Source organism: Robbsia betulipollinis (genome assembly GCF_026624755.1).
Classification (GTDB): Bacteria; Pseudomonadota; Gammaproteobacteria; order Burkholderiales; family Burkholderiaceae; genus Robbsia; species Robbsia betulipollinis.
The window spans coordinates 80,526-96,223 of sequence record NZ_JAPMXC010000011.1 but is presented as its reverse complement, the minus strand read 5'-3'; the positions used below and the strand labels follow the sequence as shown (position 1 = coordinate 96,223).

At 65.6% G+C, this 15,698-nt stretch carries 16 protein-coding genes, 1 tRNA gene and 1 pseudogene; 10 read left to right on the top strand and 8 right to left on the bottom strand.

Features of this window, described 5'->3' with window-relative positions:
• Window positions 1-7: 7 nt before the first annotated feature.
• Window positions 8-634, bottom strand: coding sequence for a 3'-5' exonuclease family protein (locus OVY01_RS21475; protein WP_267849642.1), 627 nt, complete (start codon window positions 632-634; stop codon window positions 8-10).
• 730 nt (window positions 635-1,364) lie between these two features.
• Between OVY01_RS21475 and OVY01_RS21470 the strand changes: the two genes are divergently transcribed.
• Window positions 1,365-2,147 carry a septal ring lytic transglycosylase RlpA family protein gene (locus OVY01_RS21470; protein WP_267849641.1) on the top strand — a complete coding sequence of 261 codons (783 nt, stop codon included), beginning with the start codon at window positions 1,365-1,367 and terminating at the stop codon, window positions 2,145-2,147.
• 61 nt (window positions 2,148-2,208) lie between these two features.
• On the opposite strand, the gene rsmI is transcribed toward OVY01_RS21470, so the two are convergent.
• Together rsmI and OVY01_RS21460 are read right to left on the bottom strand one after the other, a co-directional pair.
• Window positions 2,209-3,144, bottom strand: coding sequence for a 16S rRNA (cytidine(1402)-2'-O)-methyltransferase (rsmI, locus tag OVY01_RS21465; protein ID WP_267849640.1), 936 nt, complete (start codon window positions 3,142-3,144; stop codon window positions 2,209-2,211).
• Window positions 3,145-3,226: 82 nt separating this feature from the next.
• Window positions 3,227-3,574, bottom strand: a complete 348-nt coding sequence (locus OVY01_RS21460; protein WP_267849639.1) for a hypothetical protein — start codon at window positions 3,572-3,574, stop codon at window positions 3,227-3,229.
• Here OVY01_RS21460 and OVY01_RS23375 point away from each other — a divergent pair.
• From OVY01_RS23375 to OVY01_RS21435, 5 genes are all read left to right on the top strand, one after another.
• Window positions 3,456-3,950: a YraN family protein gene (locus OVY01_RS23375; protein WP_432422295.1), complete on the top strand. Its 495-nt coding sequence runs from the start codon at window positions 3,456-3,458 to the stop codon at window positions 3,948-3,950. The genes OVY01_RS21460 and OVY01_RS23375 overlap by 119 nt on opposite strands.
• Before the next feature lie 142 nt (window positions 3,951-4,092).
• The gene (locus OVY01_RS21450) at window positions 4,093-4,680 is read left to right on the top strand and encodes a phosphoheptose isomerase (protein WP_267849637.1); all 588 of its coding nucleotides are present in this window, start codon (window positions 4,093-4,095) and stop codon (window positions 4,678-4,680) included.
• A 19-nt stretch (window positions 4,681-4,699) separates the two neighbouring features.
• Window positions 4,700-5,548, top strand: coding sequence for a BON domain-containing protein (locus tag OVY01_RS21445; RefSeq protein ID WP_267849636.1), 849 nt, complete (start codon window positions 4,700-4,702; stop codon window positions 5,546-5,548).
• A gap of 38 nt (window positions 5,549-5,586) precedes the next feature.
• On the top strand, window positions 5,587-5,940 hold the full coding sequence (locus OVY01_RS21440) for a c-type cytochrome (RefSeq protein ID WP_267849635.1): 354 nt from the start codon (window positions 5,587-5,589) through the stop codon (window positions 5,938-5,940).
• A 55-nt stretch (window positions 5,941-5,995) separates the two neighbouring features.
• A tRNA-Ala gene (locus OVY01_RS21435) sits at window positions 5,996-6,071 on the top strand.
• Window positions 6,072-6,457: 386 nt separating this feature from the next.
• On the opposite strand, the gene OVY01_RS21430 is transcribed toward OVY01_RS21435, so the two are convergent.
• From OVY01_RS21430 to OVY01_RS21420, 3 genes are all read right to left on the bottom strand, one after another.
• Window positions 6,458-7,264 (bottom strand): DUF6216 family protein, encoded by an 807-nt coding sequence (locus OVY01_RS21430; protein WP_267849634.1) that lies wholly within the window; start codon window positions 7,262-7,264, stop codon window positions 6,458-6,460.
• A gap of 195 nt (window positions 7,265-7,459) precedes the next feature.
• Entirely contained in the window at window positions 7,460-8,098 is a 639-nt protein-coding gene (locus OVY01_RS21425) for an RES domain-containing protein (RefSeq protein ID WP_267849633.1), read from the bottom strand.
• Between the two features lie 17 nt (window positions 8,099-8,115).
• Window positions 8,116-8,745 (bottom strand): hypothetical protein, encoded by a 630-nt coding sequence (locus OVY01_RS21420; RefSeq protein ID WP_267849632.1) that lies wholly within the window; start codon window positions 8,743-8,745, stop codon window positions 8,116-8,118.
• A gap of 165 nt (window positions 8,746-8,910) precedes the next feature.
• Here OVY01_RS21420 and OVY01_RS21415 point away from each other — a divergent pair, with 165 nt between their 5' ends.
• Together OVY01_RS21415 and OVY01_RS21410 are read left to right on the top strand one after the other, a co-directional pair.
• Entirely contained in the window at window positions 8,911-10,392 is a 1,482-nt protein-coding gene (locus tag OVY01_RS21415; protein ID WP_267849631.1) for an MFS transporter, read from the top strand.
• 121 nt (window positions 10,393-10,513) lie between these two features.
• The gene (locus OVY01_RS21410) at window positions 10,514-11,569 is read left to right on the top strand and encodes a phytoene/squalene synthase family protein (RefSeq protein WP_267849630.1); all 1,056 of its coding nucleotides are present in this window, start codon (window positions 10,514-10,516) and stop codon (window positions 11,567-11,569) included.
• 84 nt (window positions 11,570-11,653) lie between these two features.
• On the opposite strand, the gene OVY01_RS21405 is transcribed toward OVY01_RS21410, so the two are convergent.
• Both OVY01_RS21405 and OVY01_RS21400 read right to left on the bottom strand, forming a co-directional pair.
• Window positions 11,654-12,805 carry an epoxide hydrolase family protein gene (locus OVY01_RS21405; RefSeq protein WP_267849629.1) on the bottom strand — a complete coding sequence of 384 codons (1,152 nt, stop codon included), beginning with the start codon at window positions 12,803-12,805 and terminating at the stop codon, window positions 11,654-11,656.
• A 22-nt stretch (window positions 12,806-12,827) separates the two neighbouring features.
• Window positions 12,828-13,868 (bottom strand): NAD(P)-dependent alcohol dehydrogenase, encoded by a 1,041-nt coding sequence (locus OVY01_RS21400; RefSeq protein ID WP_267849628.1) that lies wholly within the window; start codon window positions 13,866-13,868, stop codon window positions 12,828-12,830.
• Window positions 13,869-14,019: 151 nt separating this feature from the next.
• Here OVY01_RS21400 and OVY01_RS21395 point away from each other — a divergent pair.
• Window positions 14,020-15,256: pseudogene (locus tag OVY01_RS21395) on the top strand (DUF2252 domain-containing protein).
• Window positions 15,253-15,645 (top strand): DoxX family protein, encoded by a 393-nt coding sequence (locus OVY01_RS21390; RefSeq protein WP_267849627.1) that lies wholly within the window; start codon window positions 15,253-15,255, stop codon window positions 15,643-15,645. Before OVY01_RS21395 ends, OVY01_RS21390 begins: the two are co-directional and overlap by 4 nt.
• Window positions 15,646-15,698 lie beyond the last annotated feature (53 nt).

Below are 15,698 nucleotides of genomic sequence, written 5' to 3'. Positions count from 1 at the left end.
GCGCCCCTCAGCCGCGGAGGCCGCGGGGGGTGTCGAGCGCCTCGGACCGGGGCGGCGCGGCCGCGTCCCGCGCGGCGCGTTCGCGGCGCAGTTCGGCCAGCATGTTGCAGAACAGCGCGCCCTGCTCGATCGCGTCGTCCAGCGCCACGTGCGTGTGCGGCAGGTCGTCGAACCAGTGGCGCGGGAAGCGGGGTTTGATGTTCTTGCGGTAGGGCAGGCCGGTCATCGCGAACGCCAGCGTCTTGATGTCCAGCGCGGACCAGGAAAACGGGCAGCGGTCCACGAAGCGCATCATGTACCAGAACATGAAGGTGAAATCGAAGCCCGCCGGGAACGCCACGAACACCGGCTTGCCGGGCAACGCCTCCACCCAGTCCACGTACGCCGGCATGACGTCCTCCGCCTGTCGCAGATCCCGGCGGCAGGCGGCCCACGCGTCGGGCTGCGTCTTCCACCACGCGGCCTGCACCGGATGGGGTTCGGCCCCCGGCAGCGTTTCCAGGTTCGCCGAAAATGTCGCGATCAGTTGCTTGTCGGGCGTATAGGCGGCCGACGCGAAGCTCAACATCGAATGGGGGCCGGGGATCGGACCGTCGGCCTCGACATCGGTGCTGACAAAAATCTCTTCGCTCATCGGGACACGTCTCTGTTGTGGGAAAGGCACGCGCAGCGGCGTGCGGGGCATCGGTTCATTGTAACGATTGCCGCGCGATGCCGAGGAAAGGCGCGCTGCCCGGCCATGCGTGGGGCAAAAAACGGAACGGACAATTTCGGTAAAAAAGTTTGCGTATTTCAACAAAAGGTGGCAATTACCGGGAATTGGGTATAATCACCTCACACGCTGCGTGCGTGTTCAATATCGCCTGGCCTCCCGCCCGAACGAGCGGACGGTGAAGACAGGCAGTCAAGCAAGTAGTTGCCGGAGCATCGGCGACGATTTTCAGGCGACGGCGAAGCCGTTGCAGCACGTTCTGCTCAGGCGACCGCCTTCCGAAAGGCCATGCGGTGGTCGTCGCGCTGCCCCGAAGGCAGCCACCGGGCAGAGCCATGCGCCGCGTTCGATGTCGGCAGCGGTGCCGCACGGCCAAAAAGGCTGGCGGCGCTGCGCCGACACTCTGGGATGTCCAGTCGATGCGGCGTTTTGGAGTCTGGTGCCCCGACCGAAGCTGGTTGCGCCAGACGTGAAATTAACCGGGCGGAGATGGCCATAGAGCCGTCCCCCGTGAAACAGCAGGCAGCACGTACCGGGGCCGGCTTCGCTTTTGGCGAGGCTCGCCCCCGTTTTGCCCGCTATTTCGTGGTGCCGCCCTGAGCGTCATGTCGCTGTCCGGACCGGATGCTCAGCCATAGGTGAAGACACGTCTATGAACGCAAGATTTTTCCGACGGTTCGCGGTGGTATTCGCCACCCTGAGCGTCGCGGGTTGCGCGCTGCCGCCGCCCTCGACTGATTCACTCAGTCAATCCGGGCAGTCCGACGATAATTTGAGCACGAACCATGCCCAGATCGTCGCGAGCGATACGGGCGACGCCGCGCATCGGAAAGCAACGCTGCGGCAGTCGATCGCCGGCCTGCTGCATCCGTCATTGACGCTGGCCCGCGTGTGCATGCGCGCCACCCATCAGGACCGCGCCGCATGCAATTCGCCGGAAGCGCAGGCATCCGCCGCCGCGCTGCTGGCCGCCGCCGGGGAACCGCATCCGGCCGCCGGGAACGACGCCGATACGCTCAACGCCGATGCCCGGAACGGCCGCGCGGACGAGCAGCGCAGCGCGTCGGTCTCCGATAAGGCGCCCGATGTCTCGGATTTCCGGCAGGCAGGCAGCGCGTCGTGGTACGGCAATGGTTTTCATGGCCGCAAGACCGCCAGCGGCGAGCGCTACGACATGAACGAGATGACGGCTGCGCACCGCTTCCTGCCGCTGTTCAGCTATGTGCGCGTAACGAACGCGCTGAATCATCGCTCGGTGGTCGTCAAGATCAACGATCGGGGCCCCTTCCATAGCCGCCGCATCCTCGATCTGTCCTACGCCGCCGCGCAGGCGCTCGGCATGGGCCATCGCGGTACCGAACAGGTCAGCATCAAGGGCCTGTCGGCGAACGAAGCGCGTGCCGCATTCGCCGCGACGGTGCTGGCGTCGCAGTGATGCGAGCCGTCGCCCTACTGCGACAAGCACGGGACGCCAACGTCGCCCCACGGTTGACGGGTTAGGGGGCGGCGCTTCCTTCCGCGTTTTCCCCGTCCGCCGCCTCTTCGTCCGAATCATTTCCCGCCAGTTGCAACGCACGCGCATACAGCACGCCGCGCGATACTCCGCTGATGCGCGCCGCCACGCGCGCCGCGGCGCTGACCGGCAACTCGTCGAGCAGCGCGCGCAACAGCCCGTCATGCGCGGCGGCATCCCGCTCGCCGTCGCCCGGCGCCGGCGCGCCCTCGATCACCAGCACGAACTCCCCCCGGCGATGATTTGCGTCGCGCGCCAGCCATTCCGGCCCTTCGGCCAGGGTGGCGCGATGGATCGACTCGTGTAACTTCGTCAATTCGCGAGCGATCAGCACGCGCCGCGTGCCGCCCAGCGCATCGCGCGCCGCGCGCATCGTTTCCTCGATCCGGTGCGGGGCCTCGTACAGGACGATCGCGTGCGGGTGGCCGGCCAGCGCATCGAGCTGACCGGCGCGCTGCTTCGTCTTCGAGGCGAGAAAGCCGACGAAGGTGAAGGTCGACGCCCATGCGCCCGCCGCGCTGATGGCGGTGGTCACCGCGCTGGCGCCGGGTAGCGGCATGACGCCATAGCCCGCCGCCCGCGCGGCTTCCACCAGCCGGCCGCCGGGGTCCGAGATGCCGGGCGTGCCGGCGTCGGACACGAAAGCCACCCGCTCGCCCGCGGCCAGGAAGGCGACGATGCGTTCGGCCGCCTCGTTCTCGTTATGGTCGTGCGCGGCGATCATCGGCTTGGCGATGCCGTAACGGGACAGCAGCTGCGCGGTATTGCGCGTGTCCTCGGCGGCGAGCCGGTCGCACAGGCCCAGCAGGTGCAAGGCCCGTAGCGAAATATCGGCGACATTGCCGATCGGAGTCGCCACCATGTAGAGGGTGGCCGGGGGGTAGTGCTGCGACGAGGCGAGCGCAAGCGGATCGGTCAAGGCGGGGTCCTGGTGCGAAAGGGACGTCGCGGCGGCGTCCGGGGGGGGGGGCGGACGGCGCAGACGGTCGTCGTGGTCTGCGTCAAGGGGCGGCCGGCGCGGCTGAACGCGCGGGCGGCCGGCTGACGGGAGAGCATTGTCTCATGGGGAGCGCGATGGAAAAGGGCGGCGGCATGCAAAACCGGATCCCCGGGACACGGGTGTCGAGAAAGGCGGGTGCGACGCGGTCCGACGGAGCGTCCTGGGACGGATCGCCGCCCGGCGGTGCGCGGCCCGGCGGATTGCCGCCCAGCGGGTTGCCGCCCAGCGGGTTGCCGCCCAGCGGGTTGCCGCCCAGCGGATTGCTGTCCGGCGGGTTGCCGCCCAGCGGGTTGCCGCCCGACGCGTCGCGGCGTAGCAGATCGCCGCGCGACGCAATACGGCCAGGCACGCCGGCACGCACCGCGCCGCCGCTCGACAGGACCGCGCGTGGCGCGCTGTACGAGCGCCTGGCCTTGCGTCATCTCGTCGAGCAGGGCTGGCGCCGGCTCGGGCAGAACGTTCGGGCGGGCGGCGTCGAGATCGATCTGATCATGCGCGACCCGGCGGGAGTGGTCGTGTTCGTCGAGGTTCGGGCGCGCGGCAGCGCCCGCTACGGCGGCGCGGCGGCCAGCGTCGGTGCGCACAAGCGCGCGCGTTTACGGCGCGGCGCCGCCGTCTGGCTGATGCGCTGGCGTGGTCCCCCGCCGCCGTGCCGCTTCGATGTGCTGGCCTTCGAGCAGGGCCGGATCGTCTGGTTGCCGGACGCGTTCGGCATCGTCGATTGAACGGGAAGGACACGTGCGGCATCGAGCCAGCCGGCGCGCTCCAGGCCGGACGGTCGTTCGCGCCGGTGCGCGAGTACGGTACACTCCTGTTTCGCGTGCGGCGCAGGCCGGGCCTTGTCACGCATGAGGGAATGCCATCCGGATGTCGATCGAAAGTATTCAGAGACAGTTCAACGAAAGCGTTGCCGCGAAGCTCGAGGCGGTCGACACGCTCGCGCCGGCGGTTTGCGCCGCCATCGACACGATGTTTTCGGCGCTGATCGACAACCGCAAGGTGCTCGCGTGCGGCAATGGCGGGTCCGCCATGCTTGCGCAGTATTTCGCCGCGCAGCTGGTGAACCGCTACGAGCGCGACCGGCCCGCGCTGGCGGGCCTCGCGCTGACCAGCGACGGCGCGGTCCTGACGGCGATTTCGAACGACGTCGATTTCACGCAGATTTTTGCGAAGCAGGTGCAGGCGTTCGGCCATGCCGGCGACATCCTGCTGGCGATCAGCACCTCGGGCGACGCCGCCAATGTTGTCGCGGCGATCCAGGCCGCGCACGAGCGCGAGATGATCGTCATCGCGCTGACCGGCAAGGATGGCGGCCGGATGACCGAGGCGCTGTCCGATACCGATGTGCACATCGGCGTCCCGCACGAGCGCGCGACGCGTATTCACGAAGTACACCTGCTGACGATTCATTGCCTGTGCGACGGCATCGACACGATGCTGCTGGGCGAAAACTGACACTAGGAGTCAATGTCCGATGACGGTCACACGCGTCAAGAAAGGTCTGATCATGGCGGTTTGCGCCTTCGGCATCGCCGCCACGTTGCAGGGTTGCCCGCTGATCCTGCTGGGCGGCGCCGCCGCCGGTGGCGCGCTGATCGCGACCGACCGGCGCACCGTCGGCACGCAGACCGACGATCGCGAGATCCAGATTCGCGCCGCCGCGCAGTTGTCGAGCGATCTGCCCGATCAGGCGCACGTCGATGTCGCCGTCTTCAACCGCCGCGTGCTGATCGTCGGCGAGGTGCCGGACGCCGGCGCGAAGGAACTCGCCACGAAGATCGTGCGCAACGTCAGCAACGTCGAGAGCATCGTCAACGAACTCGCGATCCGCGGCGCGAACCCGGTCACCGGCCGTTCGAACGACAGCTTCATCACCAGCAAGGTGAAATCGTCCATCGTCGCGGAGAAGGATCTGTCGGCGAACTACTTCAAGGTTGTCACCGAGCGCGGCGTCGTGTATCTGATGGGGTTGGTCACGGTGGACGAAGGCAAGCGCGCGGCCGACATCGCCAGCCGGGTGCCCGGCGTCGTGCAGGTCGTGAAGGCGTATCAGTACATCGTGCCGGAAGGCGCCGGCGCGCCGAAAAAGCCGTTCATGGAAACCACTTCGGCCGACACGTCGGGCGACAGTACGCCGGCCAGTCCCCGGGGCAACGTCGCCGCGGCTGACAGCGGCGTGACCACGGGCGCGATCCCGTCGGACAACGTCAGCGCGCAGCCGCTGCAACAGCAGGCGCCGGCGCCGATCGGCAATGCCGCGTCCGCGCAGCCGGGCAATCCGAAAGCGGTGAAATCGGCGCGGACGACCACGACCCTGCAATAGGCAGGGCACGGGCGCACAGTGGAAAAACGAAAGGGTCTATGAAAATGAAGCGCTGGAGAGGGGTGCTCGCGGTAGCGGGCGCGGTCGTGGGCACCGTGGTATCGGTGCAGGCGCACGCGGCGGTGGATGCCGGGAAGGCGATGGCGCTGGCGAACAAGAATGCCTGCATGGGCTGCCACGCGGTGTCGCGCAAACTGGTGGGGCCGTCGTACAACGACGTCATGGCGCGCTACAAGAACGATGCAACGGCGGTGCCGAAACTGACGGCGAAGGTGCTGAAGGGCGGCGCCGGGGCATGGGGAATGATCCCGATGCCGTCGCATCCGGGCATGAGTCAGGCCGACGCGCAGACCGTGGTGGAATGGATCATGGCAGGCTCGCCGCAGAAGTAATGGGGGTTTTCCGCATCAGCAACGCGGAAAATTTTCATGCTAGAATGGTTTTCATGGGGGGGTAGCTCAGCTGGGAGAGCGTCGCGTTCGCAATGCGAAGGTCGGGAGTTCGATCCTCCTCTCCTCCACCAAGGGATGCAAAAAAACGTGCGGCGTCGAGAGGCGCCGCACGTTTTTTTCGACTGGCGAGACGCGTCTGGCGCCATATGGTATTCGATCTTCCATGGTGAGCAGATCAGAGCACCCCACGAGAATGTGGTCGGCAGTCGCCACTCTGGCTGCTCAATAGGCATCTGCGCATTCCTGCCGCGGCCGTGCTTTCGTTCCGAAAGATGGTATTGCTTTGACAACTTCTGCATTTTTCCATTGGTTAGCGTCTTCGAAACGGCTTTCTTGTGCACTTCGTTCGTCGAGCTGATATCGTCGATCACTGCTCAGGACGCCGTCCACTTCTGCAACCATCGAGGACAGGCCATCCTGTCAAGCTCGAAATACTACCGTAAAGGCTGTTGCTGAGTCAGCATACAGTCGATTGAATTTTTTCAACTCGATTGAGAAGTATTCTGGCACGCCGTGTAGACAAAATGGTTGTGTAGCCGATAAAACTCGTAATGAATAGGATAACGGAGATAGCGACGAGCGCGCGGCGTTGAATTTTGAGGCCTTCGTCGGCCGCTTTTTTGAACGATCCATCGGCTAAAGCGGGGCAAATCAAACCGATCTCGCGATCATTAAATCCCGTTGTGGACGAGGATGGTGTGACATGCTTGGCGCACGATGTCGCGCTGAATTTCCAGGTGTTTGGCAACTTGGATCTTACTTCGTAACCGTCAGTCAAAAAAGACGTATGGGATTCACGCATTGTTAAAAGCGTGGTACTGGAAGTCGTGGTAAAAAGCGTCATCGCACTTAGGCAATAGACAATGAATGTCGATGTAGCAGTTGCTGCGATTCGAGCTACAGTCATAGGGTGTAGAACCTTTTCCTCGGCAGGTTGCACCCATCGACACACTTTTCGCAACTCAGTGTCCGAGACACCGTATCGCTTCATCCAGGTGATGAGCTTACGTAGATCCGCTACAGAATGCGCATCGACGCCGTGTGTGACGCGAAACCGGTCGATATCATGATTTTCTCTTGAAAATCGCTGCAGTACGGGGTCGGAATATTCGCTATCTCCAAAAATAATCCTCCATATTTTAATTCGAATTAATCGCGTAGATTTTAGTCTAAACAATGCATAAATTAAAAATGATAATATAGATAATAATCCTAATAAAATTGGAATCATAGCGGCGACAAGATTTCCGGAAATATTATTCATGATTATTTTATATAGGTGAAATAGGCGTTGCGTTTCCAACGCCGGTGACTTGGTTGAGCGCGGGTAAGAGCAAGCGGCTCAGTGCCCATGATTGGCGTATTCACGGAAACCCCCCGCTGGCTCGAAGTCGCTATTGTCGAATGCCACCGCGTGGTGACGGATGGATAAGTACGTGGCATCGCTCACCACCGCCCCTCAACTCAAACCAATACCGAGCTGACGCAGCAACGTCACCACCTCGCCGCGACCGGGGTCGAGGGCCAGGGGCCGATCCTCGATCACATCGAACCGCGGCACCGGCAGCCGCTGTCCGAAAAGCATCACGCAGCGGTGCGCATCGTGCCGGCGTGAACCGTACGCGATCGCCTGGGCGGTCGGGCGTTGCCGATACGCCGCCCGTGCCCACGCGCGCGTCCTGGCATAGTGGGCGGGCAGGCTGTCGATCAACTGGCTCCGGCTGATCCGGAGTGCCGGCAGGTGGGGCGTATGAAAGCTCACGCACTCGAGCGCGCCGGAAAACGATAGCGTCGCGATACGATAGGACTGCAAACGGTCGATGTCGAACTGACCGGGCGGGTCCAGCGGGATGTCGTGCAGCACCGATTCGAGCATCGCGCATTCCGCCGCGCTGGCCGCGTAATAGGTGGGGATGGCCGAGCCGTCGTCGGCCTCGATCGGCGCGAACCGGGTATCGCCCCAGCCCTGCGAAAACGTCGTGGCCGTATTGGCGTGCGGGTGGGTCGAGTAGACGTGGTACCACCGCGGCACGTCTTCCGGTGTCAGTGAAATCGTCGTGAAGCGGGCGTTGGCATCAGGTGGGGGGATCGAGAACATCGGCGGCACCGGGAACGTCACGCGTCGTGGCGCCCATGCATCCGACGCGCCGCCGCCAGTACGTCATCGCGACGATCCAGCGCATCCTTGGGCGCGACCGGTTTCGTCCCTTCGACCACGTCGGCGATCCAGCCGTTCGGATAATGGAACCACGCGGCGATCTTCCACGTGTCGGCGACCTCGCCGATCGCCTGGAGAATGGGCTTGACGATGGGCAGGGGCTGGTACATTTCGTCGAACTGGTAGCGCGCGAAATATTCCTTGCCGTCGAAGCTCAGGGCGAACACGCGGCCCCGCCGCTTCCAGTCGCTTGCCGGGAAGGATTTGTTCGCCGGCGGCGACGCTTGCAGGCTGTTGATCGTGTCGGCGGTGAGCCATTCGCCGTCATCGAACACGGCGCGCATGGTCTTTTGCCGTAGCGCGCGTTCGTCGATCAATCCCCCGTTCGGCTGGGTCAGCCCGCTGATCAGCTTCGCCAGTTCGTCGGCACGAGGCAGCACGCCGACGTTGATGTCGGTGCCCAGTGCGTGGATGGCCTGCTCCACCCCGGACTGCAGGGACGCCGCCAACGCGGGATTCAGGCCGCTCGGCAGCGGCACCGTCAGGAAAAGAGGCGGGAGCGGCTGGCGTTCCTTTGCTTTGATCACGATGGATGCCGGTTATTTGCCTATATTGCCAACAATATAGTGTGGGGAGGCAATGTTGGCAAGCGTGGCGCGATTTCTCATTCGTCAAATAACAAAAATGCATTTGGCTTGCCGCACCCATCTCAGTAACATCGCGCGATTCTCCTCGATACGCCCCTAGCCCCAATGTCCTCTTCCCTTGCGCCCAACCGCGCGGACTCCGGCCACAACGCCGCCGCTCCCGACCCTCGTCCCACCATCGCCAACGCCGCGGACGTGTCCCACCTCGTCAATCACGGCGCGGCCACGGGCAGCGACGCGCGCGTCGTCGTCGCGATCGCCCTGGGCGGCGTGTTCCTCGACGCCTACGATCTCGGCGCGCTGGCGTTCGGCGTCAAGGACATCAACCGCGAATTCGGCCTGACGCCCACCGGCATAGGCTTCATCGCGTCGGCGATTACGTTCGGGGCGATCGTCGGCGCCTTCATCGGCGGTTATCTGACGGACCGGATCGGGCGCTACCGGGTCTTCATGGCCGACATGTTCTTTTTCGTGATCGCGGCCATCGCCTGCGCGCTCGCGCCGAACGCCTGGGTGCTGGGCGGCGCGCGCTTCGTGATGGGTCTGGGGGTGGGCATCGACCTGCCGGTGGCGATGGCGTTCCTCGCGGAGTTCTCGCGGTTGCAGGGGCGGGGCAACAAGGCGTCGCGGGTGGCGATGTGGTGCCCCACCTGGTACGCGGCGATCAGCGTGTCCTATCTGCTGGTGCTGGGTCTGTACTTCACGCTGCCGGCCACGCACGCGGGCTGGCTGTGGCGCCTGCTGCTGGGCTTCGGTGCGGTGCCGGCGGTGGTGATCATCGCGGTGCGCAGCCGCTATATGAGCGAGTCGCCGGTCTGGGCGGCGAACCAGGGCGATCTGGACGGCGCGGCGGCGATCCTGAGACGCTCGTACGGGCTCGATGTGCGGGTGGACGCCACGGCGGCGGGACGCCTGCGCGCGGTGACGCCCAGGCGGGCGACCTGGGGTAACTACGGCGCGCTGTTCCAGGGCGTGTATCGCCGCCGCACGATACTGGCGACGATGATGTCGGTGGCGTCGCCGTTCGCGTACAACGCGGTGGCGTTCGGCCTGCCGGTGATCATTTCGAGTTTCCTGGCGCAGTCGATGCTGACGACGATCCTCTGCTCGCTGGCGCTCAATCTGTGTTTCGCCTTCGTCGGCGGATTGGTGTCGGTGCGTATCGTGCCGCGGGTGGGCGCGTGGAAGCTGACGGTGTTCGGCTATGTGCTGCAGTTCGTGGCGCTGGTGGGACTGGCGCTGGTGGGCCGGCCGCATAGCGGCGTGGAGGTGGCGATCGCGGTGTCGATGCTGGCGGCCTTCCTGCTGGGGCAGGGCGTGGGGCCGGGCTCGCACACGATGACGTATGCGTCGCTCAGCTATCCGACGTCGCTGCGCGGCGTGGGGGTGGGGCTGAACCAGACGATCACGCGCGCCAGTTCGACGGTGTCGCTGTTCCTGTTCCCGGTGCTGGCCGCGGCGCTGGCGACCAAGGTGTTCTGGGTGATCGCGGTGGCGCCGCTGGCGGGACTGCTGATCCTGCTGGCGATCCGCTGGGAGCCGTCGGGGTACGACGTGGACGCGGAGGATTACGTCGGGCGGCGATGAAAGCGGCATCGATGGATGCCGCCGACGTCCTGCCGGAGGGTGGCATCCCTCCGCGTGACGGCCGCGCCGGCGTTTGCCGGATACAATCCGGCGATGCCTTTTCTCCGGATGCGATTTTCCCATGCACAAGCCTGACCGGGCCTTCCTCCTCGGCCCGCTGCTGAAAAGCGTGTCGCGTTCCTTTTACCTGACGCTGCGCGTGCTGCCCGCCGGCATGCGCGATCCGGTCGGCCTGGCCTATCTGCTGGCGCGCGCCGCGGACACGGTGGCCGACACGTCGCTGATCGCGCCCGAGCAACGCCTGACCCTGCTGCTGGCCTTGCGGGACCAGGTCAATGGCGCCGCGCCGGAGCCGGCGCTGATGCGGCGCATGACCGAGGAGATCGCCGGTCAGCAGGCGCTGGTCGACGAAAAAGCGCTGCTGGAATCGTTGGGGCCGGCGCTGGCGTTGCTCGCGCGGATGCGCGAACCCGACCGCGCGGCGGTACGCGAGATCGTCTCGACCCTGACCGAGGGCATGGAGTTCGACCTGCGTACCTTTCCCGACGAGCGCTCGGGACGAATCGCCGCGCTGGACGATGCCGCGGCGCTGGACCGCTACACCTATCTGGTGGCGGGTTGCGTCGGCGAATTCTGGACGAGGATGACCTATGCGCATCTGCCGGGCACGCTCGCGGGCGACGCCGCGACGATGCTGGCGCGTGGCGTACGGTTCGGCAAGGCGCTACAGATGACGAACGTGTTGCGGGATTGCGGCAAGGATCTGCGGATCGGCCGTTGCTATCTGCCGACGACGCTGCTGGCGGCATCCGGCTTGCATGCGCCGGATCTGCTGCTGCCGGACGCATCGCGGCGCGCGCGCGCGCTGCGGGCCGTCCTGGTGCGCACGACGCTCGATCATTTTCGCGAGGCGCTCGCCTACACGCTCGCGATTCCCGGTTCCGCGGTCCGCCTGCGGCTGGCCTGCCTGTGGCCGATCCTCATCGGCCTGGAGACGCTGCTGCTGCTGGTCGAGAATCCGCATTGGCTGGACCCTGCCCGGGTGTCGAAACTCCCGCGCGGCCGCGTGTACGGAATCATCGCCCGTTCGGTGCCGCTGGTGGCGGCGGACGGGTGGTTGCGCCGATGGGTCGAGGGGACGATGGGCCGGATCGAAGCCCGGCTGGAGGCGGGCTGAGGGACGGTCCGGGAAAGTCGCCCGGGAACACCGGCCACGCGCGGGTACGGGAGGCCGTCCGAGGTACCGGCTGGCCCGCGCCGTTCAACCGTGCGTCGCGATAAAGGCGCGCACATCGGCCAGCCAGCGCGCCGGTTCCTCGAGCGCGGCGAAATGGCCGCCGGCGGGCATGTCGGTCCAGCGCACGACGTTATAGGTTTTCTCGGCCTGCGAGCGGGGCGGCGGCGGAAAGGCGGGATCGGGAAACGCCGCGACGGCGGTCGGCGTGCCGATGCGCGCGCCGGCGGGCAGGGTGCCCGACCCTTCCCGGACCCGTCCGCGGTACAGCCACGTCGAGGTGACGAAGGACCGCGGCGCGAGGTACAGCATGATGTTGGTCAGCAGCAGGTCTTCGTCGAAACGGCGCCACAGGTCCGGGCTGCCGTCCGGGCGGCGCGGCACGTCGGACCAGACGCCGAACTTCTCCAGGATCCACGCGGCCAGGCCCACGGCACTGTCGGACATGGCGATGCCGAGTGTCTGCGGGCGCGTGCCCTGCAGGTGCGAATAGCCGCCCTCGGCCTCCGCGAGCGTGGCCCGGCGTTGCGCCCATGCGCGCTCCGCGGCCGTGTCCGGCTGGACGTCTGCGGCCTGCAGCAGGACCATGTTCAGATGCAGCGCAACGACGGCCTGCGGCTGATCGTACGCGAGCCAACTGCCGATGGTCGCGCCCCAGTCGCCGCCCTGCACGAGATAGCGCTCGGCGCGCGCACCCTCGCGCATCAACCGGTGCATGAGCGCAGCCGTCGCGCGCGGGCCGATCGGCCGCGCGGGGCGGCCGGAAAACGCATAGCCGGGCAGCGAGGGCACGATGACGTCGTGCCCATCCGCGACAAGCGGGCCGATCACTTGCGCGAACTCGATGAAGGAGCCGGGCCAGCCGTGGAGCAACAGGATCGGCGGTTTCGATCCGCGTGGTCCGTTCGATCCTGCGCCACGCGCGTGCACGTAATGCAGCGTCTGGCCGTCCAGATCGAGGGTGAACTGCGGCAGGCGGTTCAGCGCGCGTTCCTGTGCGCGCCAGTCGAACCGCGCGAGCCAGTAATCGGTCAGCCGGCGCAGGTCGGCAAGCCCGACGCCGGCGTCCCAGGCGCCGGCGTCGGGCAAGGCGTCCCAATCGAACGCGGCGACCTGCGCGCGGATTTCGTCCAGGCGGCCCTGCGGCACGTCGATCGCAAACGGTATCGGATCGCTCATCGTCATTTCCTCGCGTGTGCGTTCAAAGCGTCGTCATGTCGATGACGAAGCGGTAGCGCACGTCGCTTTTCAGGATGCGTTCGTAGGCCGTATTGATATCCTTGATGTCGATCTTCTCGATCTCGGCCACGATGTCGTGTTTCCCGCAGAAGTCGAGCATCTCCTGGGTTTCCTTGATCGAGCCGATCCCGGAACCGGCCAGGCTGCGGCGCCCGCCGATGACGGAAAACGCATGCACCGGCACCGGATGCTCGGGCACGCCGACCAGCACCATGGTGCCGTCGATTTTCAGCAGGTTCAGATAGGCGTTCCAGTCGATGACGCTGCCGACGGTGCAGATGATCAGATCGAATTTTCCGGCGAGGGCCGTGAAGGTCTGCGGGTCGCCGGTCGCGTAGTAGTGGTCCGCGCCGAGCTTGATTCCGTCGTCCCGCTTCGACAGCGTCTGGCTGAGCACGGTGATCTCCGCGCCCATCGCGTGGCCGAGCTTGACGCCCATGTGACCGAGTCCGCCCATGCCGACGATGGCGACCTGCTTGCCCGGGCCGGCGTTCCAGTGGCGCAATGGCGAGTACAGCGTGATGCCCGCGCACAGCAGGGGCGCGGCCGCGTCGAGCGGCAGGTTGTCGGGAAAGGCCAGGACATAGCCTTCCTTGACCACGATCGCGTCCGAGTAGCCGCCGTAGGTCGGCGTCCTGCCGTCCGCCTCGACATCGTTGTATGTCTGGATCAGGCCCGGCAGGTACTGTTCGAGATCGACGTCGCGGCTTGCGCAGGTCGTGCAGGAGTTGACGAAGCAGCCCACGCCGGCACGGTCGCCCGGTTTGAAGCGGGTGACGTTCGCCCCCACCGCGGTGACGATGCCGGCGACTTCGTGCCCCGGCACCATTGGGAATTTCGCATTGCCCCACTCGTTGCGTGCCTGGTGGATGTCGGAGTGACAGACTCCGCAGTACTTGACCGAGATGACGACGTCGTCCGCGTTCGGTTCGCGTCGCTCGAAGGAGAAGGGGCCGAGCGGACGGGTGGCGTCGGTCGCGGCATAGCCTTTGGCAGCTGCCATGGGAGTCTTCCTTTTTGAAATGCGGTGAGGGGACAGGGTCCTTATGATGATGCCCGATGCCGGGCCATCGCGCCGTATGCGCCGTTCTGCGTTCGTAGATCGCGCGCGTGGCACGAACGATGCGTCGCTCCGCCATTCCATCGGGGAAATCATGGTCAAAAAACTATCAATCGCGCAAATCGAAGAGGGGCTGCCGGGTGCCGACCGCCGTCAGCGCCTGCTGGTGGCCAAGCGCAACGCCAAGATGGCGCGCTCGTCCCACGCTTATGTCCGCGGCAATACCGCCAAATTCTACGAATGGCTCAACGAGATCAAGCGCGGCGCGCTTCCGGAGGGGCCGGCCATCTGGATCTGCGGCGATTGCCATACCGGAAATCTGGGACCGGTGGCCGATTCGCAGGGCAAGGTGGGAGATTCAGATCCGCGATCTGGATCAGACCGTCATCGGCAATCCGGCGCACGATCTGATTCGTCTCGGTTTATCGCTGGCGACGGCGGCGCGGGGTTCGAACCTGCCGGGTCTGACGACCATTCACATGATGGAAGCGCTGTCCCAGGGGTATCAGCAGGCGTTCAGGAAAAGCGCACGCGAGCGGCATGGGGAGGAAAAAAAGCCCGATGTCGTGAAAGTCGTGCTGAAGGAAGCGGTACGGCGTTCGTGGCGGCATCTCGCCGAAGAGCGCATCGACGGCATTCAGCCGACGATCCCGCTGGGCAAGCGTTTCTGGCCGTTGTCGAGGACGGAAATGGACGAGATCCAGGCGTTGTTCGAGAAAAACGCGATCTCGCAACTGGTGACGAGCCTGCGTGGCCGCGAGGACAACGGCGACGTCACGGTGCTCGATGCGGCGTACTGGGTGAAGGGATGCAGTTCGCTCGGTCGCCTGCGCTACGCGGTATTGCTGGATGTCGATGGCGGCACGGTGGAGGGCGATGACCTGTGCCTGGTGGACATCAAGGAGGGCACGACCGCGGCCGCCCCGCGGTACACGAAAGCGGCGATGCCGCGCGACAACGCGGAGCGGGTCGTCGAGGGCGCGCGGCATCTGTCGCCGTATCTGGGCAACCGGATGCGTGCCGCGCGTCTGCAGGGCCGTTCGGTGGTCATCCGGGAATTGCTGCCGCAGGACATCAAGCTCGAAATCGAGGAGATCGGACAGGCCGAGGCCATGAACGTCGCGTATTTCCTGGCGCAGGTGGTCGGCAAGGCGCACGCGCGGCAGATGGACGATGTGACGCGGCGGAGCTGGCACGCCCAGCTGAAACGCAACCGGTCGAAGACGCTCGACGCGCCGTCCTGGTTGTGGAACAGCATCGTCGACCTGGTCAGCAGCCACGAGAGCGGCTATCTCGAACATTGCCGGCGCTATGCGAAGGCCGCTGCATGAGAGGGGAATCGCTGGCCCGGCGCGCGGGGCGCGCCTTCGTCTTCCTGTGGTTCTTCCTCGGCGGCATCGGGCATTTCGCCATGACGCACGCGTTCGCGACGATCGTGCCGCCATCGATACCGCACCCCGTGGCGATGGTCTATGTGAGCGGCGTCTGCGAACTGCTCGGCGCGTTCGGCATCCTGCTCGCACCCACACGGCAACTGGCGGGGTGGGGATTGATCCTGCTGACCCTCGCCGTGACGCCGGCCAACGTATACATGTGGCAGCACGCGGCGTTGTTTCCCATGGTGCCGCCCTGGCTGCTATTGCTGCGCCTGCCGGTTCAGGTCGCACTGCTCGTCTGCATCTGGTGGAGCACCCGGCCGCGCGCGGCGCATCGCCGCTAGAAAGCCGTCGCTAGAACGGCGACGGGCCGGGAGCACCAACGCGATTATGCGCG